The sequence below is a fragment of the Ornithinimicrobium pratense genome (assembly GCF_008843165.1).
GTDB lineage: Bacteria > Actinomycetota > Actinomycetes > Actinomycetales > Dermatophilaceae > Ornithinicoccus > Ornithinicoccus pratensis.
In genome coordinates, this window is sequence record NZ_CP044427.1 from 2,891,553 (window position 1) to 2,917,099 (window position 25,547).

Sequence of the window (25,547 nt, forward strand, 5' to 3'; positions counted from 1 at the left end):
GCACGTACGCTGGTGGGATGTCGCCGGTCCTGATCTCCGCCCAGAACACCGTGACGCTCGTGCTGGGCGTCGTCGCCTTCGCGCTCATGGCCTGGGCGCTGGTCGACTGCCTCCGGGTGCGGGCCGATGCCTTTCCCGCGGCCAGCAAGCGCAGCAAGCAGTTCTGGCTGCTGCTCACCGGGGTGGCGACCGCGATCGGCTTCGTCTCGATCTTCGCGCCGCTGAACATCTTCAACCTCGCCGCCATCATCGCCGCGGCGGTCTACCACACCGACGTCAAGCCCGCGGTGCGCGCGGTGCAGGGCCGCGGCGGGGGGAGCCACATGGGTCCGTACGGGCCCTGGTGAACCGACCGCGGCCCACGCGTGCACGGGGGCGGGCTCACGTCGCCACGCCCCGACAGGACCGCCCCCGGATGGCATAGTGGGGCGCGCAGCGCCCCCGCGCCGCCGTGACCCGCGCACCATCGAGCGGGCGCGCCCCGCGTCAGCAGCGACAGGACCAGCCGAGAGAGGGACCATGGCGACCAACACGGAACCGGTGGTTGAGCAGGACCGCCGTGAGCAGGCCGTCGTCGTCGAGCGTCCCTGGGGCCGGTTCGAGCGGTTCTGCCTCAACGAGCCGACCACCGTCAAGGTCATCACCATCGCGCCCGGTCAGCGGCTCTCCCTGCAGCGCCACGAGCACCGGGCGGAGCTGTGGCAGGCCCTGGACGAGGGCGTGCAGGCGAGCGTCGACGGGCTCACCTGGACGATGCGCCGGGGCGAGGTGGCCTGGGTGCCGCTGGGTGCCCCTCACCGGCTGACCAACCCGGGCGGGTCGAGCGTGCGCGTCCTGGAGCTGGGGTTCGGGCACTTTGACGAGGACGACATCGAGCGTCTGCAGGACGACTACGCCAGAGGCTGAGCTCGACGACCGCGAGCCTCAGGTGTCGACGATCACCGTGAACGGCCCGTCGTTGACCAGTTCCACCTGCATCATCGCGCCGAACACACCGGTCGCGACCTCGATCCCGCGGCCGCGCAGGTCGGCGACGACCGCGTCGACCAGCGGCTCAGCCACCTCGCCAGGGGCGGCCGCGGTCCAGGACGGCCGGCGGCCCTTGCGGGTGCTGCCGTAGAGGGTGAACTGGCTGACGACGAGCACCGCACCCTCCGCCTCGGCGACCGACCGCTCCTCGGGCAGGATGCGCAGCTCGGCGATCTTGCGGGCCATGGTCGCCACGTCGCTCGGGCCGTCGTCGTGGGTGGCCGCCACCAGGGCGAGCAGGCCGGGCCGGTCGATTGCTCCCACGACCTCACCCTCGACGCTCACGCTGGCGCGGATGACGCGCTGCAGGACCGCCCTCACGGGCAGCCTGCCGACGGCATACCCGCCAGGCCCGGCACGACGGCGCGCACCGCGCCGACCGGCTGGCCGTGTCCGCGCACGACGGCGCGGGCGTCGAGCTGGTCGAGCGCGTCGGCGACGCCCGGGGCCAGGGTCTCCACCCCGGCCGCGCGGAGGGTTGCCGTGGTGACGACCACCCGGGCCCGCTCGGCGCCGTCGGTGATCTTCACCGCCAGCCCGCGACCGTCGGCCAGGCCGACCGCGTAGACCGACTCCGCCCCGTCCTTGGCGATCAGGCCCGGCACGGCCTGGATGAGCGCGGTGACGTCGCGGCCGGTGCCGCCCAGCCAGGCCGGGTGCGCGTGGACCGCTGCGGCGACCCGGCCCTCGGGGGTGTCGGGGTCCGCGGCGGCCAGGGTGCCGAAGGCGCGCGCCAGCCCGGCCGTGGAGACGCCCAGCGCGGGGGCACCACAGCCGTCGACGGTCAGTGCGCTGACCCGGTCGCCGGTCAGCTCCTCGACCACCTCGATGATGAGCCGCTGCAGGGGATGCTCGGGGTCCAGGTAGGTCGTGGTGTCCCAACCGGCGGCGCGACAGGCGGCGAGCATGCCGGCGTGCTTGCCGGAACAGTTCTGGCCCAGGCTGGAGTCGGTCCGACCCTCGCGCACCCACCGGGCGCGCTCGACGTCGTCGATCGGGCTGCTGGGGGTGTTCTGCAGCGCGGAGTCCGCCAGCCCGACCGAAGCCAGGATGCGGCGGGCGCCCTCCAGGTGGAAGGGCTCGCCCGAGTGGCTGGCGCAGGCCAGGGCGAGCAGCTCTCCCTCCAGCTGGGCACCGGCGCGCAGCATCGCGACCGCCTGGAGCGGCTTGAGCGAGGAGCGGGGCAACACCGGCGCGTCGACCGGCCCCACCGCCAGGGAGGTGCTGCCGTCGGCCGCGGTCAGGGCGAGCACGCCGTGGTGGACGGACTCCACGAAACCGTTGCGGACCACCTCGGCGACGACTGGGGCCTGCGTCAGCGGGGAGTGCGACATCGTCTGCTCGCTCATCGGGTCCTCCGGTCCTTGACCCCGAGCAGCGCGCGGACGCCCTGCGTCGACATCGGCGGGCGCTGCATAGTCGTGGCCAAGCCGGCCGCCCGCTCCACGAGCTCGGCGTTGTGCTGCACCTGCTGCCCGCGGGCATACATCAGGTTGTCCTCCATCCCCACCCGCAGGTGGCCCCCCATCGCCAGCGCGGCGGCGGCGATCGGCAGGTGCGCGCGTCCGATCCCGGTGGCCGACCAGCTGGTGACCTCCTCGGGCAGGGCCTGCACGCCCGCCGCCAGCGCCGCGACGGTGCCAGGCATGCCGCCGGGCATGCCGGTGACGAAGTCGACGTGGACCTGGCCGCCGTAGGGCAGGCCGTGCTGGTCGATGAGCCGGCGCAGGGCGGCGACGTGGCCGAGGTCGAAGAGCTCGAACTCGGGCACGACCTCCCGCTCCTGGGCCTGCACGTAGAGGTCGCTCATGAACGGGTAGGGGTTGAGGAAGACGTCGTCGCCGAAGTTGACCGTCCCGCAGGTCAGGGAGCAGGAGTCGGGCTCGGCGTCGAGCACGGTGAGCCGAGACTCCAGCGGATCGCGCACCGAGCCGCCGGTGGAGAGCTGGATGACCAGGTCGGTCGCCTCCCGCAGTGCCTGGACCGTGTCCTTCAGGCGTGTCGGGTCCAGCGTGGGCGTGTGACCCGCCTCCGGGTCACGCACATGCACGTGGATGAGGCCGGCCCCGGCCTGCTCGCACGCGACCGCCGTCTCGACGACCTCCTCGAGGGTGGTCGGCAGCTGGGGGAAGTCGGTCTTGGCCGTCTCCGCCCCGGTGGGCGCGACGGTGATCAACGTGGATGCCATGTCCGGAATCCTGCCAGTCCGAGCCGGCCCCGCCGCACCGAGGGCCGGTGGCTCAGGCGCGGGGGATGCGGGGACGCTGGGCGGGTCGCTCGGCGCTGACCGGCACGATCGTCGTCTGGGAGGCCGACACGTCACCGGCGAGCAGCACGGCGGACGGGTCCGTGGTGAACTTCACCAGCGCCAGGGCGATCGGGCCGTCCTCGTAGTGGCGGGCGACGCTCCTCAGCGTGCCGACCGCGCGACCACCGTCCGAGGGGACCAGCTCGGTGCCGGGCTCGGGGCTGACGTGCCCGGACCCGTCGAGGTGGAGGAAGACGACGCGGCGCGGCGGGCGGCCGAGGTTCTTGACCCGGGCGACGGTCTCCTGGCCGCGGTAGCACCCCTTCTGCAGGTGCACGGCCGTGCGCAGCCAGTCGAGCTCGTGCGGGATCGAGCGGTGGTCGGTGTCCACGTCGCCGCGGGGCCGCCAGGCGGCGACGCGCAGCGCCTCGGCGGCCCAGGTGCCGGCCAGCGGACGGTCACCGACCGCGGCCTCCAGGTCCGACCGGGGCACGATCAGCTCGCGCCAGGCCCGGCCGTGCCCGGGGTGCGCCTCACCCTGGGGTCCGTAGGCGTGCGTGTCCCCGACGGTCCGGGGCCACGGGTCGACCCAGGCGAGGGGTTCGCCCTCGACGGACTCGGCGGCGATCGGCTCACCCAGCACCGCGTACTCCGAAGAGACGTCGGCCACCTCGACCCGCAGCATGAACCGCATCGAGTCCAGCCAGCCGCTGACCACCTCGGCCGCTCCCGGCTCGGTCGTCAGCCAGGTGGTGGTGCCGTCGTCGACGACGTGGAGCGCGTGCTCCACGTGCCCCTTGGGCGAGAGGATGAGCGTCTCCACCCCGGTGCGGGGCGGCAAGTCGGTCAGGTGCTGGGTGGTCAGCGAGTGCAGCCAGTTCAACCGATCCGGGCCGGTGATCGTGACCACGCCCCGGTGGGAGAGGTCGACGACGGCCAGGCCCTCCTGCAGCAGGCGCTGCTCGCGGTGCGGATTGCCGTAGTGGGCCGCGACACCGGCGTCGATCCCGCTGCCGTCGACGGCCCCGGGGCGATCCAGCAGGGTGCTCATGGCGTCCTCTCTCGGTGGTCCTTGAGGTGGTGCGTGGTTTCATCCCACGGTAGCCCGCGTGCAGGGAACGCCCACCATCCGACCGTAGAATCGCTGATTATGGCGCATCAAGACCAGGACAGCCGCACCGACCGGCCTGCAGACACCCGTCGGCGGCGACCGTTGCGGACCCTGGTGGTCGGTGTGGCTGTCCTGGCTCTTCTCGGGGTCGCCAGTCTGGTCGGCTTCGCCTTTTTCCTGCAGCGCACCGTGGAGAACAACATCGTCCACGAGGAGCTCAAGGCCGACGACAACTCCCAGATCACCCTCTCCCCCGACCAGTTCGGCGGACACCGGCCTGGTGACGAGGACGCCGGGCAGGACGGAGGGGTCGAGGTCGAGGACGGGGTCGAGAACGACGAGGGCCTCCCGCCGATCGTCGGCGAGGACGGCGAAGAGCTGTCGGTCGAGGACGGAAGCACGGTCCCCACCACCAACCCGGCCCGCCCCGAGACCGCCGGGGACGCCTTGAACTTCCTCATCATCGGCACCGACAGCCGTGACCTGGCCCTCGAGCGGGGTCGCTCGGACGTCATCATCCTGGCCCACGTCAACCACGACCGGACACGGGTGGACCTGGTCCACTTCCCCCGCGACCTGTTCGTGCCGATCGCCGGGACCGGCGGCTCCTCCAAGATCAACGCCGCCTACGCCTACGGCGGGGCACCGCTGCTGGTGCAGACCATCCAGCCCCTCGTCGGCGTGCCGATCGACCACGTCGCGATCACCGACTTCGAGAGTTTCAAGGAGATGACGGACTCGATCGGCGGGGTGCAGGTGCAGGTCACCGAGGCCGGCGGCGGGTTCGACGTCGGCACCCACCGGATGGACGGCGAGCAGGGTCTGCGCTTCGTGCGCGAGCGCTACAGCCTGTCCCAGGGTGACATCTCCCGCGGCGAGCGGCAGATGCAGTTCGTCAAGGGGGTGATGAACAAGGCCCTGTCCCGCGAGACCCTGACCAACCCGGGCCGGCTGGCCGGTTTCGTCGACGCCGCCACCACCAACCTCACCGTCGATGCGGACCTGCGGGTCGGCGACATGCGCGACCTGGCCTTCGCCATGCGCAATGTGCGCGGCGACGACATCCACTTCTGGACCGGGCCGTGGAGCGGCATCGACATGCACCCGGTGGCCGGCTCGATCGTGGTCATGGCACCCGAGCAGATGCAGGTGCTTGCCCAGCACCTGCAGAACGACACGATGGACTCCTACGTCGACGACGTTTCGCCGCGGCAGGGTTTCGGCGGCTGACCACCCTTGGGCATGCCGCCCCGCCCGGCGGGGTGGCGCGAGTGAACCCCGGCGGGTGCCCGAGGTCAGACCCGGCTGCGACCCGGGTTAGACCCGGCGCAGCTCGGCGGAGAGGTGGGACTGCATGGCGTGGCCGGTGGCGGCCATGTCCATCACCCACATCATGTTGCCGTTGACGTAGCCATAGAGCCGGGACGCGGCGTTGTACTCCTTGGCGTGCGGGCTGCGGATCACCCCGTCGGTCGCCACCTCGACCTTGGCCGGGCTGGTCCGCCCGTAGTACATCTCCACGATGCCGGTCGGGTGGGTCAGCAGCAGCTCGACCTCACCGTCGGGTTGGGGCCGCCAGAAGCCCGTCTCCACCGCGGCCGGCCGCTCCTTGTTGCCCTGCGCGTCCAGGATCCAGGCGCGGGAGGTCCACATGAAGAACGGCCGCCCGTCATGGGTGACGTCGATCTCCTGGCCAAAGTTGCGCGACTCGATCGAGGGGTAGCCGACCACCCCCGCGCCGGCCCAGGAGCCGAGCATCCAGGCCAGGGGGGCGCAGTCGGGGTGCATGGTGGGGTCGATCTCGATAGGCACCGCCCCATGGTAGGCGCACCGGCAGCCGCAGGCATGCGGCCACGGGGTCCGGCTGCGCAGCCGAGTGCAGGACGACCGGTGCTCAGCGGCCGGCTCAGCCGGGCAGCGCCCCCGGCACGAAGGTGAGGGCCACCAGGTAGGGCACGAGCCCGACAGCCAGCACCGAGGCAATCGCCGCCACCAGACGCGGCCGGGGGTGGGCCATCGTCGGCAGGTGCCCCAGCACGGCCCGGGCCGCGTGGCTGAGCGCGGCGCTGGCCACGCCGACCAGGACCCAGACCAGCACGGGGGCCCCCAGCAGCCAGGCGGCAGCGGAGGCCGCCCCGGCCCCGGCGAGGAGCGCCACCGGCGTCAGCCACGGGCGGGCAGCGGGCAGCGAGCCGAGCAGGTCGGTGAGGGCGGATGCGGCCGCCGCGGCCAGGGCGCCCACCACCAGTGCGATCCCGAGGTCGGTGCGACTGGCGGGAACCAGCAACACCCCCGTGCCGACGACCGCCAGGGCCAGCACCACCGCGCTGACCGACTCCACCACGCGCGGCCGGCCGTCCCGCCGCAACAGCTGGTGCAGGAAGGCAGCGATCATCGACAGCGCCGCCGCGGCCGGAAGCCAGCCCAGCCACGGGGAGGCGTCGCGGCCCACCACCGCCGCGAGCAGCGCGAGGCCGCCCAGGGCCAGCACCCCGAAGGTGCCCCTCGGCGTGGGCAGCGCCAACGCCCCCGCCCAACCCCAGGCGATGACACTCGCACAGGCCGCCAGACCGACCGCCAGCAGCACGGGGGACGCCGCCGCGGCGATCCCGAGCGTCAGCGCCACGGCCAGCACCTCCAGCGTCAGCTGGACACGGTGACGGGTGGCGTGCGGCATACCTCCATCTTGCCCCACCGACTGCGGGCAGGCGTCTGTCACACTTTTGTCGTGGCCGACCTGGTCCTGCTCACCCCACGCACGGCCGAGGACACCTCGGCCATCGAGGTGCTGCCCGGGCTCGCCCTCCTGCCGCACCGGGTCAGCGTGGTGGGACCCGACCCGGCCGTGCTGCTCTCCCGCCCCGCCTGCCAGCTGGTGCTCGTGGACGCTGTGCACGATCTGGTCCGGGCCCGGGCCACGCTGCGCACCGTGGCCGCCATGGAGCTGGGCCTGCCGGTGGTGGCGGTCGTGGGTGAGGGTGCGCTGGCCGTGGTGGACGAGCAGTGGCCGATGGAGGATCTGGTCCTCGCGGGTGCTGCACCGGCCGAGGTCGCGGCCCGCCTGCGGCTCGCCCTCTCCCGGGGCAGCCGGGCCGGTGGATCAGCGCCGGCCGCGCAGCCAGAAGCGGATGAGCCCGAGACCATCCGGGTCGCTGACATCGTCGTGGACGAGGCCAGCTGGACCGTGCGGGCCGGCGGTCGGGTGCTGGACCTGACGTTCAAGGAGTTCGAGCTGCTGCGCTACCTCGTCAGCCACCCGGGTCGGGTGCTGACCCGGCACCAGCTCCTGCAGCACGTGTGGGGGTCGGACTACTACGGCGGCACCCGCACGGTGGACGTGCACGTCCGCAGGCTGCGGGCCAAGCTCGGACCGGAGCGCGAGACGCTCATCGGCACCATCCGCGGCGTCGGCTATCGGTTCAGCCCGCCACGCGGCGCGCCGCGGTGACCTGCATGCCAGACTGGCACCATGCCCGGCCCCAACATCGTCGTCGAAGAGTTGTCTGCGCTCCCTGGGAACCTGTCTGGGAACGTGCTCGCCCTTGCGGTGCGGGCCAGCCACCACGACGGCGTCCGGCCGCTGTCTGAACAGACCATCCTGCAGGCCCAGCGGTTGCCCGAGGACCACGACCGCTCGCCCAGCGGGGTCCACCTGCTCGTCATCGAGGCAGACCCACGCTCTAGCGGCAGCCCGCTGGAGCCCGGCCCCGGTGAGAACCCGGTCGTGCTCGGCTACGGCTACGTCGACCTCGGTGACCCGCAGGCACCTTCCGCCGAGCTGGTGATCGACCCCGCACATCGCCGGCAGGGCCTCGGTGGTGCGCTGCTGGATCACGTCCTGCTGCGTTGGCCACAGGCGCGCCTGTGGTCGCATGGCGACCTCCAGGACGCCCGCCGGCTCTACACCTCGCGTCAGCTGTCCGTGGTCCGCGAGCTGTGGCAGATGTCGCGCCCGCTGGCCGGGGAATGGTCTGACCTGCCCGAGCAGGTAGCACTGCCCGAGGGCTTCGCGGTCCGCCCCTTCCAGGTCGGGGCGGACGAAGGGACCTGGCTGGGGGTCAACGCCCGGGCCTTCGCCGACCACGCCGAGCAGGGCCGGATGACCCAGTCCGACCTCGCCGACCGGCAGCGCGAGCCGTGGTTCGACCCGCACGGCTTCCTCATCATCGAGGACACCACCGCGCCCGAGCCCGACGGGCGGGCCCGCATCGCCGCCTTCCACTGGACCAAGGTCGAGCCCGAGGACCCCTCGACCGGGGAGGTCTACGTGGTCGGCGTGGACCCGGACTACCAGGGCCGCGGGCTCGGCAAGGCGGTCACCCTGCTCGGCCTGCAGCACCTGCGTGCCTGCGGTGTCCGGACCGCGACCCTCTACGTCGACGGGGACAACCCGGCCGCGATCGCCACCTACCACCGGCTGGGCTTCGAGCGCTCAGCGGTGGACGTCATGTACGCCGCTGGGATCACGGAGGCGTGAGCCCCCGGGGGGAGGTGCGTGCGGCCGGGGTGATCCCGGTACGGCTGCGCCCGGGCACCCTGGAGGTGGCCGTGGTGCACCGGCCCAAGTACGACGACTGGTCCTGGCCCAAGGGCAAGCTGGACCACGGCGAGGACTTCGTCTCCGCTGCCGTGCGGGAGACGTGGGAGGAGACCGGGCTGCGGGTCCGTCTCGTGGCACCCCTGCCCCAGGTGCGTTACCCCCTCCGCAGCGGGGGCACCAAGCTGGTCAGCTACTGGACGGCGGAAGTGGCCGGGGGCACGGGCCAGCTGGAGCACGAGGTCGACCAGGTGGAATGGCTCACGCCCGAGCGCGCAGCCGCACGGCTGACCTACCAGCGCGACCGGGAGCTGCTCGAGCGGGTCGTCGCCCGCCATACGGCCGGTCTGCTGGACGCCTGGCCCCTGCTTGTCGTCCGCCACGCGCACGCCCTCTCCCGCGACGACTGGTCCGGGCCTGACGAGCTGCGGCCACTGAGCAAGTCCGGCACCCGCCGGGCCCAGGGTCGCATGGCCGCCGTCCTGGCCGCCTACGCACCCCAGCTGGTCCTGTCCAGCCCTGCCGTGCGCTGCACCGACAGCGTGCTGCCTTTCAGCAGGGAGACGGGCGTCGAGGTGAGCACCAGGAAGGGCCTGTCCGAAGAAGGCTTCGCGGCCGACCGCAGCAAGGTCGACAAGCACCTGGACAGGGTGCTGGCCCGCGGCGAGGCCACAGCCCTGTGCACCCACGGCCCGGTGCTGCCCACGCTGCTCACCCGGCTGGCCGACCGCGCCCACGTGCACCTCGACAACAGCGAGCACCGGATGCTGCGGCGGTTGCGGGACGCGGCGATGGACAAGGGCGAGATTTTGGCGTGCACCATGGCCGGCCGGGGCGAGGACGCCCGCGTCGTCGCGGTCGAGCGGCACCGTCCCAGCTGAGGCGGTCGGCCCCGGTCCTGGTGAGCCGGAGCAGGGCGATCACGATGGCGCCGATCACGATGGCGCCGATCATGATGGCGCCGATCACGATGGCGCCGTCATGATGGCGCCGGGGCGAACGGCACGGCCTGGGGAAAGAAAGTGCGTGCCGGACCGGGAGCGCCTCTCGGCGCGAGGCCGCTCGTAGCGGCGTATTTTGGAGCCCGGGGCTGCCGCGGCCCGGCACGCACTGGGAGTTAACCAGAACCTCCCGGAAGGTATTCCCCCGGCCTGCCGCGTCAGTCCGCCCACGCGGGGTGGCGGCGTGCTCAGATCCCGCGGTGACGCCCGGTCAGTAGGGGGTGCCTGCGGGCGTGCTCAGCGCCGGCTGCGGCGGGCGCTCAGTGCAGCTCGCCCAGGCGCCAGAGCCGGGCGCAGGCGGTGAGGTCGTCGGCGGTGTCACGCAGCCGGGCGGCCCGCCTAACCTGGTCGTGGGCCACCTCGGCGGCCGAGGGGTCGACCAGACCCACCGCCATCACTTGGCAGAAGGCCGAGGCACGTTCGAGCGCGATCGCCAGGTCGCCGGTGAAGACCCCGCTGAGGATCTCCTCGGTGAGCCGGCGCAGGTCCTCCGGCTGCGGGGGCTCGACGAGACCCGCGATCGCGCGGTAGACCTCCGCGTGTGCGGCGCCGGAGGAGAACTGCCGGCCGACGTCCTCGGGCTGGCGCCGGACCCACTCGTGCAGCAGGTAGAGCCGCCAGAGGGCGCCGGGCAATGTGCGGGCCGGCCGGTCGGCCCACATCTCGGCCACGGTGGATAACCCGAGCTCCTCGACCAGTCGGATCAACCGCCGGGTCAGCTCGGGGTCATCACGTCCCTCCTCGCGGCCGCGTCCGATCACCAGCTCGGCGGTGCGGTGCGCCGTCTCCGCCGCCTCCAGCGGGTCCACCCCGCCGGCGACGCCCTCGAGCAGCTCGGTCGGCCGCAGGGTCGGCCGGTGAAAGGGACGACGGCGGTGCTCCTCGCTCATGCTGCACCTCCCGCGTGCTGGGTGTCGTCGTGGCTCTCCTGGTGGACCTGGTGGTGGGCCGCGGTCATCGTGTCATCTCTCACCCACGCGCAGCACGGCGACGCTGTCTGGCGGCAGCCGCAGAGCGCCGGACGCCTGCTCGACGCCACCGAAGCTGGCCAGGACCCGTGCCCCGGGACCGTGCGCGACCTCGTGCGTGTTCCCACCCCCGAGCAGGGCCACCATCTGCACCTCGCCCCGGGTCACGGTCAGCAGCTCCCCGCCCTCGGCACCGTCCCCTCCGGTGAGGGCCTCCCTGGTCAGCGAGCCCTGGCCCAACGGGGTGGACCGGAGGCCGGGCTCCTCGCGCCGCAGGCGAAGCAGGTCGCGGTAGAACGCCAGCACCTCGGCATGCCCCGGTGAGTCGACCTCCGCCCAGCGCAGGGTGGAGGCCTCGACGGTGGCCGAGTCCTGCGGGTCTGGCACCGTTCCTCCCCAGCCGTGCTCGGCGAACTCGGCCTGCCGACCCTTCCGGATCGACTCAGCCAGCTCCTCCTCCTCGTGGTCGGTGAAGTACTGCCACGGCGTGCTGGCTCCCCACTCCTCACCCATGAAGAGCATGGGCGTGTAGGGCGAGGTGAGTAGCAGCGCCGCCCCGACGGCGTGCCGGCCGGCGCTGCTCCCGTGGTGGAGGCGGTCGCCCATGGCCCGGTTGCCGACCTGGTCGTGGGTCTGGAGGGAGACGACATACCGCCACCCGGGCGTGGTCGCCGGGTCCACCGACCGCCCGTGGACCCGCCCGCGGAAGGTGGAGAAGGTCCCGTCGTGGAAGAACGGGGTGCGGGCCAGCACCTTGCCCAGCGCGTCGGGGTCGGCGAAGTCGGCGTAGTAGCCCTGGGTCTCACCGGTGAGCAGGACGTGCAGCGCGTGGTGCACGTCGTCGGCCCACTGCCCGTGCAGCCCCAGGCCACCCGATCCCCCCTGGCCGCGCGGGGCCACCGTGGCGGGGTCGTTGCGGTCGGACTCGGCCACCAGGGTGCGGGGTATGCCGGTGCGCTCACCGATCTCGTCGGCCAGCGCGGACATCTCCTCCAGGACATGGGTGGCGCGGTCGTCGCGCAGCGCGTGCACGGCGTCCAGGCGCAGGCCGTCCAGGTGGAAGTCCTCCAGCCAGTGTCGGACGTTGCCGAGCAGGAAGGCACGCACACCGTCGCTGTGCGGGGCGTCGAGGTTGACCGCCTGGCCCCAGGGCGTGTGGTGCTGGTCGGTGAAATAGGGCCCGACCAGACCCAGGTAGTTACCGCTGGGCCCCAGGTGGTTGTGCACCACGTCGAGCCAGACGGCCAGACCCTTGGCGTGGGCGGCGTCGACGAAGCGGGCCAGGCCCTCGGGGCCGCCGTAGGGCTCGTGGACGGCGTAGAGCGCGACACCGTCGTAACCCCAGCCGTGCTCGCCCGGGAAGGCGGCGACGGGCATCAGCTCGACGACGCTGACCCCCAGGTCGACCAGGTGGTCCAGCCGCTCGATGGCCGCCTCGAAGGTCCCCTCCTGGGTGAAGGTCCCGACGTGCAGCTCGTAGACCGCGGCACCCTCCAGCGTGACCCCGGCCCAGTCCTGGTCGCTCCAGGTGAAGGCGGCGGTGTCTACCAGCTGGCTGGGGGCGTGCACCCCGTCGGGCTGGCGGCGTGAGCGCGGGTCCGGCACGGGGATGCCGCCGTCCACGCTGTAGGCGTAGCGCCCGTCGTGCGGCGTGGGGTCCGCCTCGACCGCCCACCACCCGCCCTCGGTCCGGGACATCGCGATGTGCTCTGCTGCCTCCGGATCGGCGCCCAGCAGCAGGTCGACCGCCTCGGCCTCCGGCGCCCAGAGGGTGAACCGGTGGCTGCCCGCCCCGGCGTGAACGGATCCGTGGCTCATCGTCCACCCTCCCGAAGGTCGTGGGCCCGCACCAGCAGGGCGACGGGGCGGTCGGTGAAGACGTCGGCGGCCAGCACCGAGCCGGTGCCGCCGCCCTCGTCCTGGATGTGGTGCTCGGCGCCGGTGAGGGCATCGATCCAGGTGTCCGCGGGCAGCGGGACCCGGGTCTCGCCCAGCCCGCCCGCCGCGCCCAGCGCGCGCGGGGCCCGGATCGTCAAGGTGGCGGCGACCCCGCCCCGCACGAAGCCCAGGACGTGCGGGCCGGCTTCAACGGGCTGATAGTCGGCGCCGGGGCCGTAGGCCTGCGGCAACCACGACCGCAGCCGCAGGGCCCGGGTCGTGACCCAGAGCACCTCGTCGTCCAGGTCCGTCGGCCACCCGGTCGAGTCGAGCCGCTCCAGCCGCTCCACCATCTCGTCATAGTCGACGGGGCGGCGGTTGTCCGGGTCGACCAGCGACAGGTCGACCCGGCCGGCGCTCTGGTAGGTGTCGGGCACGCCGGGCAGGGTGAGCTGGAGCAACTTCTGCGCCAGCATGAGGGTGCGGATGGTCAGCTCGTTGTCCCGGATCGCCGCCCCGATGGCCTCAGCCACCTCACCCTCGGAGACCATCTCGCCGGCCAGGGCAAGCACCCGTGCCTCGTAGTCCACGTCCGGTTCCACCCAGGTGCTGTGCTGCTTGGCCTCCCGCATCGCCTTGGTGAGGTAGTCACCCAGCCGTTCCTCGCTGACCCGGCCGGCACCGACCAGGGTCTGCCAGATGAGGTGCGCCGTGGGCGGGTCGACCCCATGCTGCTCCGCGGCGTCCCGACCGAGGTTGGCCAGCCTGCTCCAGGCCTCCCAGTCACCGGCCACGGCCAGGATCCGGGCCCGTACCCCCTCGCTGCGCTTGGTGTCGTGGGTGGACAAGGTGGTCATCCCCAGCGGCCAGTGCTCCGCCTGGTGCCGGGCCCAGGCGTGCAGGAGGTCCACGCCGCCGTCCGGGGTGAGCCCCACCGAAGGGTCTGCCCCGACCTCGTTCAGGGCGACGAGCCGGTGCCAGCGGTAGAAGGCGGTGTCCTCGATCCCCTTGGCCATGACCGGGCCGGTCGTCTGCTGGAAGCGGACGCACAGGTCGATCGCCGCGGCGGGGTCGCTCACGCAGCCCTGGGGGTAGAGCAGCACGCCGACCAGCGCCTCCAGCTCGGGCCGCAGGTCCTCCCGGGCGGCGACCGCCCGGGCCAGCCCCTCGCGCAGTGGGGCCGCCATCGCCTCGTCGTGGGCGGAGGGCGGGGCGCCGGGGCGGACGTAGGCGCGGTAGGCGTGGACCGAGACCAGCAGCTCGGTCAGCGCCTCGCACAGCCGGTCTGGGTCGTGGTGGGGCAGCGCCTCGCGCGCCCTGCGCATGAGCCGGCTGACCTCGGGCACGAGCAGCCGGTCGACGGCCAGCCGCTTGCACCGCTCGATCTCCACGTGGATGTCCGGCTCACCGCCCGTGGCCACCCAGGCGTTGGTGACGACGTCGGTCGTCGTCGGGTCGACCAGTGCGGCGGACAGGGCTGCGTTCGCGTCATACCCCGTCGTGCCCTCGCATGCCCACCCCTTGGGCAGCCGCTCGTTACCCTCGAGGATCTTCTCCACCCACACCGGCGTGCCGGCCCGCAGGTGGGCACGCAGCTGCTCCAGGTAGCCGGTCGGGTCGGCGAGGCCGTCGGGGTGGTCGATGCGGAAGCCGTCGACGACGCCGCGGTGGTGCAGGTCGAGCAACAGCTCGTGGGTCTCGGCGAAGACGTCGGGCTCCTCCACCCGCACCCCGATCAGTCCGTCGACCTCGAAGAAGCGGCGGTAGTTGAGCAGCTCACCCCCCTCGAGCCAGGACCCGAGCAGCCAGTGCTGAGCGTCGAGCACAACGGTGAGGGCGGCCCGGCTCTCCGGCCCGTCCGGGTGCTCCTGCGCGAGTTGCTCGGTCCCGGGAGCCAGCGGCAGCACGTGCTCGTGGTAGCGCACCACCGGCTTTCCGGCGGCGGGGCCCTCGTCCTCCCGGCCGGTGTCGAGGCTGATCTCCCCGCGGGCGACCACCTCGGTCAGGGTGTCCCCGAGCACGGGCAGCCCCAGGCGGCCGGACAGGTGGTCCCAGTCGATGTCGAACCAGTGCGCCCGGGGCGCGGTGCGGCCCTCCCGCAGCACCTCCCACAGCGGGGCGTTGCGCCAGAACGGCGCGACCATCGCCATGTGGTTGGGCACGACGTCGACGATCAGGCCCATCCCGCGCTCGTGGCAGGCGGCGGCCAGCTCCTCCAGCGCCTCCTGGCCCCCGATCTCGGGGTTGATCTCGGTGTGGTCGACCACGTCGTAGCCGTGCTCGGAGCCGGGGACGGCCGTCAGCACCGGGGAGAGATAGACGTGGCTGACCCCCAGGGCGTGGATGTAGGGCACGACCTCCAGCGCGTCGGCGCAGGTGAATTCGGCGTGCAGCTGCAGCCGGTAGGTGGCGGTGAGGGGACGGGGCTCGGCGGTGTCGGCGTTCGTCATGTCCGGATCAGTGTCCCAGCAGGATCGTCCCTCGACCACTCCGAGAAGCCCGCCGCCATCCGGCAGGGGGGCCCGCGGCCGTCCCGGACCTAGCATGGGCCCACCGGCACCCAGGAGGCATCATGAGCGAGGGCGGCTCCCGTCCGACCGACGACGTCGTTGCGCAAGATCGGGACGGCCACGTCGACCCGGCTGCCGACCGGCCCGAGCCCGAGGTCGTGGAGTCCTTCGAGGGCAGCGCCGAGAAGGGTGCGGACCGGCTGCACCGCACCTGGCGGGCGCTGCTGACAACCGGTATTTTTGGCGGGCTCGAGATCGGGCTGGGCATCCTGGCCTACCTGGCGGTGCTGCACGGGACCGGCAGCCACCTGCTGGCCGGGCTGGCCTTCGGCATCGGCTTCGTCGCCCTCTACCTCGCGCACAGCGAGCTGTTCACCGAGGGCTTCCTGCTGCCGATCATGGCCATCTTCGCTGGCCGTGGCACCGTGCTGCAGCTGATGCGGCTATGGGGGGTGACCCTGCTGACCAACCTTGCCGGTGGGTGGGTCTTCATGTGGTTGGTGGTCCAGGCCTTCCCCGAGTTCTCCGACCTGCTGGCCGAGACCGCCCGGCACTTCGTCGACGCACCCCTGGACCTGCAGGCCGTCGCCCTGTCGCTTCTCGGCGGTTTCGTCATCACCGTGCTGACGAGGATGCAGCAGGGCACCGACTCCGACGGGGTCAAGGTCGTGGCCGCCTTCTCCGCCGGCTTCCTCCTGGCCGGGCTGAGCCTCTTCCACTCGGTGCTGGACTCCATCCTCATCTTTGGCGCCATCCACGCCGGGGCCGCGGTGAGCTATGCCGACTGGCTGGGCTGGTTCTGGTACGTCGTCCCGCTGAATGTCCTGGGCGGCCTGGTCTTCGTCACCTCCCTGCGGCTGGTCCGGGCCAGCGAGCTGCCCGAGGCGCCCGGTCCGGACGGCGGCCTCGAGCAGGACACACCCGGTCGCTGAACCCACCGCGCAGATTGGTGCCGATCAGCTCGCCACCTACAGTGGACGGGTGCCGCCTGTGACCGCCCCTGCCGAAGCATCTTCCTCGGAGCATGCGCTGCGTGCCGCAGCACACCGAAGGATCCTCGTCCTGGACGGCGGGTACGGGTCAATGCTGCAGCAGGAGGGGCTGACCGAGGAAGACTTCCACGGCGAGGGGCCGCAGTGGGAGGCGCACCGGGGCACCGCGCTGCGGGGCAACTTCGACCTGCTCGGGCTGACCCGGCCCGAGGTCATCGCGGGGGTGCATCGGGCCTACCTGGAGGCCGGCGCCGACATCCTCACCACCAACTCCTTCTCGGCCACCTCGATCGCCCAGGCCGACTACGGCACCGAGGCGCTGGTGCGGGAGATGAACCTGGCCGCAGCCCGGGTCGCGCGGCAGGTGGCCGACGAGGTCGCCGCCGCCACCGGCCGCCCGCGCTGGGTGGCCGGATCGCTGGGCCCGACCAACCGCACCGCCTCCCTCTCCCCCGACGTCGAGCGCCCGGAGCTGCGGACCGTCACCTACGAGCAGCTGCGGGAGGCGTACGCCGAGCAGACCGAGGCCCTGCTGGAGGGCGGCGCCGACCTGCTCCTGGTCGAGACGGTCTTCGACACGCTCAACGCCAAGGCGGCCCTGCACGCGATCGCCGACGTGCAGCAGCGGCGGGCCGGCACCGGCGCGACTCCGGTCCCGGTGCTGCTCTCCGGCACCATCACCGACGCCTCCGGGCGGACCCTGTCGGGACAGACGCCTGAGGCCTTCGCCGTCTCCACCGAGCACGCCCCCCTGCTCTCGGTGGGGCTGAACTGCGCACTGGGCGCCGAGGCCATGCGCCCGCACCTGCGCGAGCTCGGGGCAGCCGCGACCGCCGGCACGCTCACCTCGGTGCATCCCAACGCAGGGCTGCCCAACGCCTTCGGGGGTATGACGACACACCGGAGGAGATGGCGCAGGTCCTGAGTGAGATGGCCCGGGAAGGGCTGCTCAACATTGTCGGCGGCTGCTGCGGCACCACCCCCGAGCACATCCGGGCCATCGCCGAGGCCGTGGAGACGGTGGCCCCGCGTGTCCCCGTGGAGCCCACCCCATATCTGCGTACCTCGGGGCTGGAGGCCTTCACCCTCACCCCCGACGTCAACTTCGTCAACATCGGTGAACGCACCAACATCACCGGCAGCCCCCGCTTCTCCCGGGCCGTGCTGGAGGGCGACTGGGACGCCGCCGTGGCGATCGCGCGCCAGCAGGTGGAGGCCGGGGCGCAGCTGGTCGACGTCAACGTCGACGAAGGGATGCTGGACGGGCCGGCGACGATGACCCACTTCCTCAACCTGCTGGCGGTCGAGCCGGACGTCGCCCGGGTGCCGGTGATGGTCGACTCCTCCCGGTGGGAGGTGCTCGAGGCCGGGCTGCGCTGTCTGCAGGGCAAGGGCGTGGTGAACTCGCTGTCGCTCAAGGACGGCGAGGAGGAGTTCCTGCGCCGGGCGGCGGTGGTGCGCCGTTACGGCGCGGCTGTGGTCGTCATGGCCTTCGACGAGACCGGCCAGGCCGACACCTACGAGCGGCGGATCACGGTGTGCGAGAGGGCTTTCCGCCTGCTGACCGAGGCCTCGACCCGGCTGCCTGACCCCTTCCCCGCCCACGACGTCATCTTCGACCCCAACGTCCTGACCGTGGCGACCGGGATGAGCGAGCACGACCGCTACGCCCTGGACTTCATCCAAGCCACCCGGTGGATCAAGGAGCACCTGCCGGGCGCGCTGGTCTCCGGCGGGATCTCCAACGTCTCCTTCTCCTTCCGCGGCAACAACACCGTGCGGGAGGCGATGCACACCGTCTTCCTCCTGCACGCGATCCGTGCCGGGCTGGACATGGGCATCGTCAACGCCGGCATGCTGGGCGTCTACGAGGACATCGAGCCCGAGCTGCGGCAGGCCGTCGAGGACGTCATCCTGGCCCGCCGAGAGGATGCGACCGAGCGGCTGATCGAGCTGGCAGAGCGGATCAAGGCCGCCGGCGACTCCTCCGGCGGCTCGGCCGCCGGGGCCGCCGCTGCTGCGGCCAAGCTCACCTGGCGCGAGGCCCCGGTCACCGAGCGGCTGCGGCACGCGCTGGTCCACGGCATCGACGCCTATGTCGTCGAGGACGCCGAGCAGGCCTACCAGGAGCTGGGCTCCCCGCTACAGGTCATCGAGGGCCCTCTCATGGCCGGGATGGACGTGGTCGGCGACCTCTTCGGCGCCGGGAAGATGTTCCTGCCCCAGGTGGTGAAGTCGGCGCGGGTGATGAAGAAGGCGGTCGCCCACCTGACGCCCTACCTGGAGGCCGACGCCGCCGCCACCGGAGGGCGGACCAAGGGACGGATCGTCCTGGCCACCGTCAAGGGCGACGTCCATGACATCGGCAAGAACATCGTCGGGGTCGTGCTGGGTTGCAACGGTTATGAGGTCACCGACCTAGGCGTCATGGTCCCGGCAGAGAAGCTGCTGGAGGCCGCCGACCAGCTGGGCGCGGACATCGTCGGGGTGTCCGGGCTGATCACCCCGAGCCTGGACGAGATGGTCACCCTGGCCAGCGAGATGCAGCGGCGCGGGCTGCGCACCCCGTTGCTCATCGGTGGCGCGACCACGTCAGCCGCGCACACCGCGGTCAAGATCGACCCGGCCTACGAGGGCACGGTGGTGCACGTCGTCGACGCCTCTCGCGCCGTCGGGGTCGTCTCCGACGCCATCCACCACGAGGAGAAGCTGCGCGACCGCGTCACCGGGACCTACGCCGAGCTGCGCAAGCGGCACGGCGCCAAGGAGGTGCAGCTGGTGCCCCTGGAGCAGGCCCGCCAGGACAGCCGCGCAGTGGCCGAGCCGGTGGCGACATCTCCGGCGCTGCTGGGCACGCAGGTCCTGGAGCCCACGCTAAGCGAGCTGGTTGGGGTTGTGGACTGGACCCCGTTCTTCTCCGCGTGGGAGCTGCGCGGGTCCTACCCGCGGATCCTGGAGGACCCGAAGGTCGGTGAGCAGGCACGCGCGACCTGGGAGGACGGGCAGCGCTGGCTGGGGCGGATCTTGGACGAGCAGCTGCTCCGGGCCCGGGGCGTGGTGGGGCTGTGGCCCGCCCGGCGCGAAGGGGACGACATCGTCCTGGAGGTAGAGGGCACGGCGACCGTGCTGCATACCCTCCGGCAGCAGCGGGAGCGCCGCCAGGGCGGGTATGCGGCGCTGGCCGACTTCGTGGCCGCGCCGGACGAGCAGGGGCGGGCCCGCGACCACGTCGGGGCGTTCGCGGTCTCGATTCACGGCGCGGAGGAGCTGGCCGACGGGCTGCGAGCCGAGCACGACGACTACGGCGCGATCATGGTCCAGGTGTTGGCGGACCGCCTGGCTGAGGCCTTCGCCGAGTGGGCGCACCGCGAGGTGCGCACACGGCTGTGGGGCTACGCCCCGCAGGAGGACCTGCCGATGGCGGACCTGATCAAGGAACGCTATGACGGCATCCGGCCCGCGCCGGGATACCCCGCGCAGCCGGACCACACGGAGAAGTTCACCCTGTGGCAGCTGCTGGACGCGGAGGCGTCGGCTGCCCTGCGGCTGACCGAGCACGGCGCGATGTGGCCCAACAGCGCGGTCTCCGGGCTGATCATCGGCCACCCGGAGGCGCGCTACTTCGCGGTGGGCCGGATCGGTCAGGACCAGGTCGAGGACTATGCCCGGCGCAAGGGCTGGACGGTGCCGGAGGCCGAGCGCTGGCTGGGGCCGTTACTGCGTTGAGGTCTGCGACCTCGGCCACTCCCAGGCACCGGACAACGCGTAGCGCCGGCCTTCCAGCACGACCGCCTCGAAGTCCAGAGGCACGTCCAGCACGACGACACCGCTGGCCTCCTCCCCCGGCCCGAGCGCCTCCGGGAGGCGCTCGTCCTCCGGGAGGCAGTCGGCGGCGTTGCCGAGCAGCCCCTCCACCAGGCCCCCGTCGCGCAGCCGGACCTGGAAGTCCTGGGCGGTCAGGGGGAACTGGGCCAGGCCCTGTTCCTCCATGTCCGCGCCGGTCTCGGCCGCGATCTGCAGTGCGAGGAAGTAGCCGTTCTCCGGCTCGGCACGGTCGTTCGGGCAGTCCCCCAGCAGCTCCATCTCCTCGATGACGAACGCCGCGACGAGCTGGCTGTCGAGGTAGATCCCGGTCCACTCACCGACGTTCTGGCTCACGTAGCCCTCCAGGCCCGGGCTCATGATCTGGGCCCCCCACTCACGGTCTGCCTCCGCGTCGTCGGGCCCCGGGGGGTCGGTCTCGTCGGCCGTGTCCTCCCCCGTCTCGGCGGGAGACCGGTCAGGTGTCGGCTCCTGGGTCCCGGACGGTGCGGTCTGGTCCGCGGGAACCTCTGCGGCCTCCTGTCCCGTGCACCCCACCAGGAGCGCGGCCGCGAGCGCAGCGATCGGTGTCGTCCTCAGTCGTCCCGTCACGAGAGCCCCTTCGTCGGTGTCGGCTCCGTCCACCGTAAGCCAGCGGGGCGCGGCGGTGCAGAGGCTGGGACGGGGCGAGCGCCGACGGTCAGGGCAGGCTCCACTCCCAGCCGTGCACGCTGCGGAAGGGCTGACCCTCCAGCACCACGGCCCGGGTCCCCTCCGGCACGTCCAGCACGATCATCCCGGTGACGCTCAGCCCGGCCGAGACGGCGTCGGGCAGGTACTCCTCGCGCGGGAGGCAGGTGCGCCCCTCGCCCAGCAGCCGGCCCTGGGGCTCCCCCTCAGGCAACACCGCGATGAACTGCTCCGGGTGCAGGTTGAAGGTGGCTCGCGAGCCCGTCTCCCCCAGCTGGGGGCTGGTCTGCACCTCGACCTCGAGGCCGATGAACCGGCCGTTGACCGGCTCCACCGCGTCCTCCGCGGTGCAGCGCAGGTCGGGATCGATCCGGGTGATGCGGAAGACGGCGTCCGTCAGCTGGTCCTCGTCGTCGCGCAGACCCGCCCATTGGCCGGTGCGCTTCAGCAGGGTGCCCCGCTCATCGTGGACGGCCGAGGAACCGAAGTCCTTGCCGGCGGTGATGTCGACCGGCCCCGTGGTCTCCCGCGCCGCGTCCACTGCGGAGATCTCTTCCTCCGAGATCGCCCCGTTGCCATCCCCGACACACCCCGCGCCCAGGAGGGCAGCCAGACTGGTCGTCAGCAGCGGCCCGGCACGGCGCATGGTCCGGGTCTCCCTCCGTCGGTGTCCAGTGATCCTACCGAGAGCACCTGCCCCGACCTGTCCGAACCTGCACGGACCCCGGCCGGACCGCCTTGCCAGACTGGCCTGCAATGACCAGCACCCAGTCCCGCATCTCCGTCGAGCTCGTCCCCCGCAGCGTGGAGTCCGTCCGCACGGAGATGGCGCAGGTTCGTGCGCACCTGCCCTGGGTGGACACCATCAACATCCCGGACCTGCTCAAGTTCGAGCTGCGCAGCTGGGAGGCGACCCGGGTCGCCGGGCAGGCCGTGCGGCGCCCGGACGGCACGGCATACCGCCGTATCCCGCACATCCGGGCCACGGACGTCAACCCGGACGCGCCGCTGCCGATGGGCCAGGACCTGCTCGACCAGGGTGTGGACGAGGTGCTGGTGGTCTCCGGCGACCACGGTGACTACTTCACCCACCAGACCTATCCGGTGGACGCGGTCGACGTCATCCGCAGGTTCCGCGCCGAGCTGCCGCAGCTGAGGGTCTACGCGGGCCTGGACCCCTACCGGACGGGCATTGCGCAGGAGATGCGCTACCTGGAGCGCAAGCTGGCAGCCGGGGCAACCGGGATCTTCACCCAGCCGTTCTTCGACACCCACCTCATGGCCGCGTGGGCGGGGATCTTGCCGCGCGGCGTGGAGGTCTGGTGGGGTGCCACGACGGTGACCACGAAAGGCGCCGCGGGGTACTGGCGCCGGCGCAACCTCGTCGCCTTCCCGACCAGCTTCGCGCCGACGATCGAGTGGCAGCGCGACTTCGCCCGTCGCGCCATCGACTTCGCTCGCGAGCGCGACCAGCACATCTACCTCATGCCGGTCCGCACCTCGGTGACGGACTACCTGGCCGGCGTCCTCTGACCCCGACAGAACACCTCCTGTCAGAGGCGGCGGAAGGCGGTCGCCAGCAGGACCGGCTCTCCGGCCAGGTCGCTGGCGTCCAGGTCGCACTCCGCCTCGATGACCCAGTCCAGGTCGCCCTCAGGGTCGGCCACGGTCTGCACGACCCGCCAGACCCGGGCGCCCTGACCGTCGCCGATCTGGGCCTGCTCGGCGGGCACCGGCTCCATCCGCAGGTGCTGGGGCCCGCGGGCGTCGGCATCCAGGACCACCTGGTCGTGCGCGTCGTAGTAGCCCCCCACGGCGCCGTCCCAGTCCTCCCGGGTCATCAGCGGCTCCACGGCCGGCTCGGGCAGGGCCGCGACCTGGGCCTCAAGGTCGCCCAACGCCTCCCAGGCGTCGTGGGCGACCAGTTCCACACGCCGCCACATCGCCTTGCGGAGCATGACCCGGAAGGCCCGCTCGTTGCCGGTGACCGGACGCACCGGCACTGGCGGCGCACCGGCGGCCTCGCGTGCAGCGGCGGCGGCGACCAGCTCCGGGTCGGTCAGCGCCTCCCACTCCTCCAGCAGCGAGGAGTCGGTCTGCCGGATCGTCTCCCCCAGCCAGTGCACGAGGTCGTGCAGCTCCTCGGTGTAGGCCGACTCGGGCACCGTCTGCCGCAGGGTGCGGTAGGCGTCGGTGAGGTAGCGCAGCACCACGCCCTCGGACCGGGCCAGCTGGTAGTAGCCGACGAACTCGGTGAAGCTCATCGCCCGTTCCCACATGTCGCGGACGATGGCCTTGGGTGACAGCGCGTCCTCGCGGACCCAGGGGTGGGACTGCCGGTACATCGCCAGCGTGCCCTCCAGCAGCTCGGCCAGGGGGCGGGGCCAGGTGACCTCGTCCAGCAGGGCCATCCGCTCGTCGTACTCGATCCCGTCGGCCTTCATCTGGGCCACCGCCTCGCCGCGAGCCTTGTAGCGCTGCGCGGTGAGGATCGGCATCGGGTCATCCAGCACGGACTCGACCACCGAGAGCACGTCGAGGGCATAGGAGGGCGAGTCGCGGTCGAAGAGCTCCAGTGCGGCCAGGGCGAAGGGGGCCAACGGCTGGTTGAGCGCGAAGTTGTCCGCCACGCCGGGGGCCAGGTCGAGGGTCCGTCCGTCGGGCCCAGGGCTCTGGCGGCGCACCAGCACCCCGGTGTCAAGCATCGAGCGGCCCAGCGCGATCGCCCGCCGCTGCAGCCGCGCCTGCGCCGCCGGCGTCTCGTGGTTGTCCCGCAGCAGCCGGGCCAGGTTGGTCACGGGGTCCCCCTGCCGGGCGACGACGTTGAGGATCGTGGAGTGGTCGACCTTCATCCGGGACTGCAGCGACTCGGGGGCCGCACCGACGAGCTTGGCGTAGGTCTGCTCGGACCACGAGATGAACCCCTCCGGGGGCTTCCTGCGCTGCACCTTCTTCAGCTTCTTGGGGTCGTCGCCGGCCTTGGCCAGGTTGCGGGCGTTCTCGACGGCGTGCTCGGGCGCCTGGACCACGACATACCCAGCCGTGTCGTAGCCCGCCCGCCCGGCCCGGCCCGCGATCTGGTGGAACTCGCGGGCGCGCAGCACCCGGGAGCGCGAGCCGTCGTACTTGGCCAGCCCGGTGAACAGCACCGTGCGGATGGGCACGTTGATCCCCACCCCGAGGGTGTCTGTGCCGCAGATGACCTTCAGCAGCCCGTCCTGGGCCAGCTGCTCGACCAGGCGGCGGTAGCGCGGCAGCATCCCCGCGTGGTGCACCCCGATCCCGGCGCGCACCAGCTGGGACAGGGTGCGCCCGAAGCCGGCGGTGAATCTGAAGGCCCCGATCCGCTCGCGGATCGCCTCCTTCTCCTCGGCGCTGACCAGCCGGGGCAGCGAAAGCAGCGACTGGGCCCGCTCCAGCGTCTCCCGCTGGGTGAAGTGCACGACGTAGATCGGGGCCTGGCGCTCCTCCAGCAGGGTCTGGATGGTGTCCGGGAGCGGCGTCATCGCCATCTCCTCGCCGAAGTGCAGCGGCACCGGCCGCTCGGCGCCGGCCACCAGCGCGGTCTCCCTCCCGGTCCGCCGGGCCAGGTCCTCCTCGAAGCGGGCGGTCTCGCCCAGCGTGGCCGACATCAGCACGAACTGCGCCTGCGTCAGGGTGAGCAGCGGCACCTGCCAGGCCCAGCCGCGGTCGGACTCGCCGTAGTAGTGGAACTCGTCCATCACCACGACCCCGATGTCGGCCTTGTCCCCCTCGCGCAGGGCGATGTTGGCCAACACCTCTGCGGTGCACACCACGATCGGGGCGTCGGCGTTGACCGCGGCGTCCCCGGTGAGCATGCCGACGTTCTCGGCGCCGAAGATCCGGCAGGCGTCGAAGAACTTCTCGCTGACCAGGGCCTTGATCGGGGCGGTGAGGAAGGCAACCTCGTCGCGGGCCAGGGCCAGGAAGCAGGCGGCGGTCGCCACCAGCGACTTGCCGCTGCCGGTCGGTGTCGCCAGCACCACATTGCTGCCGGCGAGCAGGTGCAGCAGGGCCTCGTCCTGGTGCGGGTAGAGGCTGGTGCCCTGCTGCGCCGCCCAGGTGGTGAACACCTCATAGAGCGCATCGGGGTCGCCGGCGGCCGCGCCCGGCGGCAGGGCGTCGGTCAGGGTCTGGTCCGGCTGCATTGGCACCATTGTCTGGTATGCCGTGCCGCCGCCACCGGGCGCCTCCGCGCCAGGGCTGCGTCACACTGGGTCGATGATCAGCGTGGACCTGGCCCGCCGGCTGCACGACGAGGGGCTGGTGTGGTCCCCGATGCCCGGCGACCGCTTCGTGGTGGACCGCCCCGGGATGGAGCAGGACGTCTTCCACCTCGCCGACATGACCGTGGACGTCCACCACCTGGTCGGTGGCTCAGTCATCGGCTTCAACGGTGTCGCCGAGTGGGCGCTGGACTCGGTGGCGCTGGAGGAGACGCTGTGGCTGCCGCGCGAGGACCAGCTGCGGGCGGTGCTCGGACACGACTTCGTCGGCCTGGGGATGGAGGCCGAGGGGTATGCCGTGGTGGCGCTCGTCGACGGCGCGCCGCTGACCTTCTCCCACCGCGACGCCGAGGAGGCCTACGGGCTGGCGGTCCTCGAGGTGCTTCGCCATCGGTCCTGAGCAGACAGACCCCGTCCCGACCCAGACCCGGATCGACACCGCTGCGGCGTTGGCCACCTGCCCGGCACCTGGGCCGCGGGCGCACTCACCAAATCACAGGTCGATCACGGACGGATTACGAAGGGATCACAATCT

General features: G+C 72.3%; 21 protein-coding genes and 1 pseudogene. 10 read left to right on the top strand and 12 right to left on the bottom strand.

The genetic code is table 11. From position 1 onward, the window contains the following. Positions 1 to 17 precede the first annotated feature (17 nt). Together FY030_RS13270 and FY030_RS13275 are read left to right on the top strand one after the other, a co-directional pair. Positions 18 to 347: a DUF2516 family protein gene (locus FY030_RS13270; RefSeq protein WP_158061948.1), complete on the top strand. Its 330-nt coding sequence runs from the start codon at positions 18 to 20 to the stop codon at positions 345 to 347. 172 nt (positions 348 to 519) lie between these two features. Continuing rightward, entirely contained in the window at positions 520 to 906 is a 387-nt protein-coding gene (locus FY030_RS13275) for a phosphomannose isomerase type II C-terminal cupin domain (protein WP_158061950.1), read from the top strand. An 18-nt stretch (positions 907 to 924) separates the two neighbouring features. Here the strand turns inward: FY030_RS13275 and dtd are convergent, their stop codons facing one another. The 4 genes from dtd to ygfZ are packed head-to-tail and all read right to left on the bottom strand — an operon-like array spanning position 925 to position 4,328. Continuing rightward, positions 925 to 1,350, bottom strand: coding sequence for a D-aminoacyl-tRNA deacylase (gene dtd, locus FY030_RS13280; RefSeq protein ID WP_158061951.1), 426 nt, complete (start codon positions 1,348 to 1,350; stop codon positions 925 to 927). Next, entirely contained in the window at positions 1,347 to 2,378 is a 1,032-nt protein-coding gene (locus tag FY030_RS13285) for an asparaginase (RefSeq protein WP_158061953.1), read from the bottom strand. Before FY030_RS13285 ends, dtd begins: the two co-directional genes overlap by 4 nt. Then, positions 2,375 to 3,217: a beta-keto acid cleavage family enzyme gene (locus tag FY030_RS13290; RefSeq protein WP_158061955.1), complete on the bottom strand. Its 843-nt coding sequence runs from the start codon at positions 3,215 to 3,217 to the stop codon at positions 2,375 to 2,377. The genes FY030_RS13285 and FY030_RS13290 overlap by 4 nt, the downstream gene beginning before the upstream one ends. 52 nt (positions 3,218 to 3,269) lie before the next feature. Continuing rightward, positions 3,270 to 4,328, bottom strand: coding sequence for a CAF17-like 4Fe-4S cluster assembly/insertion protein YgfZ (ygfZ, locus tag FY030_RS13295; RefSeq protein WP_158061957.1), 1,059 nt, complete (start codon positions 4,326 to 4,328; stop codon positions 3,270 to 3,272). 99 nt (positions 4,329 to 4,427) lie between these two features. Between ygfZ and FY030_RS13300 the strand changes: the two genes are divergently transcribed. Continuing rightward, on the top strand, positions 4,428 to 5,618 hold the full coding sequence (locus tag FY030_RS13300; protein ID WP_192498612.1) for an LCP family protein: 1,191 nt from the start codon (positions 4,428 to 4,430) through the stop codon (positions 5,616 to 5,618). A gap of 87 nt (positions 5,619 to 5,705) precedes the next feature. Here FY030_RS13300 and FY030_RS13305 read toward each other — a convergent pair whose 3' ends face one another. Then, positions 5,706 to 6,200 carry a heme-binding beta-barrel domain-containing protein gene (locus FY030_RS13305; RefSeq protein ID WP_158061959.1) on the bottom strand — a complete coding sequence of 165 codons (495 nt, stop codon included), beginning with the start codon at positions 6,198 to 6,200 and terminating at the stop codon, positions 5,706 to 5,708. Positions 6,201 to 6,294: 94 nt separating this feature from the next. Beyond that, positions 6,295 to 7,065 (bottom strand): hypothetical protein, encoded by a 771-nt coding sequence (locus tag FY030_RS13310; RefSeq protein WP_158061961.1) that lies wholly within the window; start codon positions 7,063 to 7,065, stop codon positions 6,295 to 6,297. A 51-nt stretch (positions 7,066 to 7,116) separates the two neighbouring features. On the opposite strand from FY030_RS13310, the gene FY030_RS13315 reads away from it, so the two are divergent. The 3 genes from FY030_RS13315 to FY030_RS13325 are packed head-to-tail and all read left to right on the top strand — an operon-like array spanning position 7,117 to position 9,806. Further along, the gene (locus FY030_RS13315; protein WP_238348352.1) at positions 7,117 to 7,836 is read left to right on the top strand and encodes a winged helix-turn-helix domain-containing protein; all 720 of its coding nucleotides are present in this window, start codon (positions 7,117 to 7,119) and stop codon (positions 7,834 to 7,836) included. Positions 7,837 to 7,857: 21 nt separating this feature from the next. Further along, complete coding sequence (gene mshD / locus FY030_RS13320; RefSeq protein WP_158061962.1) at positions 7,858 to 8,865, top strand: mycothiol synthase; 1,008 nt, start codon at positions 7,858 to 7,860, stop codon at positions 8,863 to 8,865. After that, positions 8,862 to 9,806 (top strand): NUDIX hydrolase, encoded by a 945-nt coding sequence (locus FY030_RS13325; RefSeq protein WP_238348353.1) that lies wholly within the window; start codon positions 8,862 to 8,864, stop codon positions 9,804 to 9,806. The genes mshD and FY030_RS13325 overlap by 4 nt, the downstream gene beginning before the upstream one ends. Before the next feature lie 380 nt (positions 9,807 to 10,186). Here FY030_RS13325 and FY030_RS13330 read toward each other — a convergent pair whose 3' ends face one another. The 3 genes from FY030_RS13330 to treY all read right to left on the bottom strand — a co-directional run bounded on the left by FY030_RS13330 (position 10,187) and on the right by treY (position 15,222). Beyond that, the gene (locus tag FY030_RS13330) at positions 10,187 to 10,816 is read right to left on the bottom strand and encodes a hypothetical protein (protein ID WP_158061964.1); all 630 of its coding nucleotides are present in this window, start codon (positions 10,814 to 10,816) and stop codon (positions 10,187 to 10,189) included. A 72-nt stretch (positions 10,817 to 10,888) separates the two neighbouring features. Next, entirely contained in the window at positions 10,889 to 12,712 is a 1,824-nt protein-coding gene (gene treZ / locus FY030_RS13335) for a malto-oligosyltrehalose trehalohydrolase (RefSeq protein WP_158061966.1), read from the bottom strand. Beyond that, positions 12,709 to 15,222: a malto-oligosyltrehalose synthase gene (gene treY, locus FY030_RS13340; RefSeq protein WP_158061968.1), complete on the bottom strand. Its 2,514-nt coding sequence runs from the start codon at positions 15,220 to 15,222 to the stop codon at positions 12,709 to 12,711. Before treY ends, treZ begins: the two co-directional genes overlap by 4 nt. Before the next feature lie 122 nt (positions 15,223 to 15,344). Here treY and FY030_RS13345 point away from each other — a divergent pair, with 122 nt between their 5' ends. After that, on the top strand, positions 15,345 to 16,214 hold the full coding sequence (locus FY030_RS13345; RefSeq protein ID WP_158061970.1) for a formate/nitrite transporter family protein: 870 nt from the start codon (positions 15,345 to 15,347) through the stop codon (positions 16,212 to 16,214). 151 nt (positions 16,215 to 16,365) lie between these two features. Next, positions 16,366 to 20,000 (top strand): annotated as a pseudogene (metH, locus tag FY030_RS13350) (methionine synthase). On the opposite strand, the gene FY030_RS13355 reads toward metH, so the two are convergent. Continuing rightward, the gene (locus FY030_RS13355; protein ID WP_158061972.1) at positions 19,989 to 20,687 is read right to left on the bottom strand and encodes a hypothetical protein; all 699 of its coding nucleotides are present in this window, start codon (positions 20,685 to 20,687) and stop codon (positions 19,989 to 19,991) included. The pseudogene metH and the gene FY030_RS13355 sit on opposite strands and share 12 nt — an antisense overlap. An 88-nt stretch (positions 20,688 to 20,775) precedes the next feature. Further along, complete coding sequence (locus FY030_RS13360) at positions 20,776 to 21,411, bottom strand: hypothetical protein (protein ID WP_158061974.1); 636 nt, start codon at positions 21,409 to 21,411, stop codon at positions 20,776 to 20,778. A 110-nt stretch (positions 21,412 to 21,521) separates the two neighbouring features. Here FY030_RS13360 and FY030_RS13365 point away from each other — a divergent pair, with 110 nt between their 5' ends. After that, positions 21,522 to 22,298, top strand: a complete 777-nt coding sequence (locus FY030_RS13365; protein WP_158061976.1) for a methylenetetrahydrofolate reductase — start codon at positions 21,522 to 21,524, stop codon at positions 22,296 to 22,298. A gap of 20 nt (positions 22,299 to 22,318) precedes the next feature. Here the strand turns inward: FY030_RS13365 and FY030_RS13370 are convergent, their stop codons facing one another. After that, positions 22,319 to 24,934 (bottom strand): DEAD/DEAH box helicase, encoded by a 2,616-nt coding sequence (locus tag FY030_RS13370; protein ID WP_158061978.1) that lies wholly within the window; start codon positions 24,932 to 24,934, stop codon positions 22,319 to 22,321. A gap of 73 nt (positions 24,935 to 25,007) precedes the next feature. Between FY030_RS13370 and FY030_RS13375 the strand changes: the two genes are divergently transcribed. Continuing rightward, positions 25,008 to 25,412 (top strand): pilus assembly protein CpaE, encoded by a 405-nt coding sequence (locus FY030_RS13375; protein ID WP_158061979.1) that lies wholly within the window; start codon positions 25,008 to 25,010, stop codon positions 25,410 to 25,412. The last annotated feature ends 135 nt before the right edge of the window (positions 25,413 to 25,547 follow it).

What these genes read in the sequence shown, in the direction of transcription:
- FY030_RS13310 (WP_158061961.1), bottom strand. Translation starts at nt 7,065, where the DNA reads ATGCCGCACGCCACCCGTCACCGTGTCCAGCTGACGCTGGAGGTGCTG.
- FY030_RS13375 (WP_158061979.1), top strand. Translation starts at nt 25,008, where the DNA reads ATGATCAGCGTGGACCTGGCCCGCCGGCTGCACGACGAGGGGCTGGTG.
- FY030_RS13345 (WP_158061970.1), top strand. Translation starts at nt 15,345, where the DNA reads ATGAGCGAGGGCGGCTCCCGTCCGACCGACGACGTCGTTGCGCAAGAT.
- FY030_RS13270 (WP_158061948.1), top strand. Translation starts at nt 18, where the DNA reads ATGTCGCCGGTCCTGATCTCCGCCCAGAACACCGTGACGCTCGTGCTG.
- FY030_RS13300 (WP_192498612.1), top strand. Translation starts at nt 4,428, where the DNA reads ATGGCGCATCAAGACCAGGACAGCCGCACCGACCGGCCTGCAGACACC.
- treZ (WP_158061966.1), bottom strand. Translation starts at nt 12,712, where the DNA reads ATGAGCCACGGATCCGTTCACGCCGGGGCGGGCAGCCACCGGTTCACC.
- FY030_RS13370 (WP_158061978.1), bottom strand. Translation starts at nt 24,934, where the DNA reads ATGCAGCCGGACCAGACCCTGACCGACGCCCTGCCGCCGGGCGCGGCC.
- FY030_RS13360 (WP_158061974.1), bottom strand. Translation starts at nt 21,411, where the DNA reads ATGCGCCGTGCCGGGCCGCTGCTGACGACCAGTCTGGCTGCCCTCCTG.
- FY030_RS13365 (WP_158061976.1), top strand. Translation starts at nt 21,522, where the DNA reads ATGACCAGCACCCAGTCCCGCATCTCCGTCGAGCTCGTCCCCCGCAGC.
- FY030_RS13290 (WP_158061955.1), bottom strand. Translation starts at nt 3,217, where the DNA reads ATGGCATCCACGTTGATCACCGTCGCGCCCACCGGGGCGGAGACGGCC.
- treY (WP_158061968.1), bottom strand. Translation starts at nt 15,222, where the DNA reads ATGACGAACGCCGACACCGCCGAGCCCCGTCCCCTCACCGCCACCTAC.
- FY030_RS13285 (WP_158061953.1), bottom strand. Translation starts at nt 2,378, where the DNA reads ATGAGCGAGCAGACGATGTCGCACTCCCCGCTGACGCAGGCCCCAGTC.
- FY030_RS13330 (WP_158061964.1), bottom strand. Translation starts at nt 10,816, where the DNA reads ATGAGCGAGGAGCACCGCCGTCGTCCCTTTCACCGGCCGACCCTGCGG.
- FY030_RS13275 (WP_158061950.1), top strand. Translation starts at nt 520, where the DNA reads ATGGCGACCAACACGGAACCGGTGGTTGAGCAGGACCGCCGTGAGCAG.
- mshD (WP_158061962.1), top strand. Translation starts at nt 7,858, where the DNA reads ATGCCCGGCCCCAACATCGTCGTCGAAGAGTTGTCTGCGCTCCCTGGG.
- ygfZ (WP_158061957.1), bottom strand. Translation starts at nt 4,328, where the DNA reads ATGAGCACCCTGCTGGATCGCCCCGGGGCCGTCGACGGCAGCGGGATC.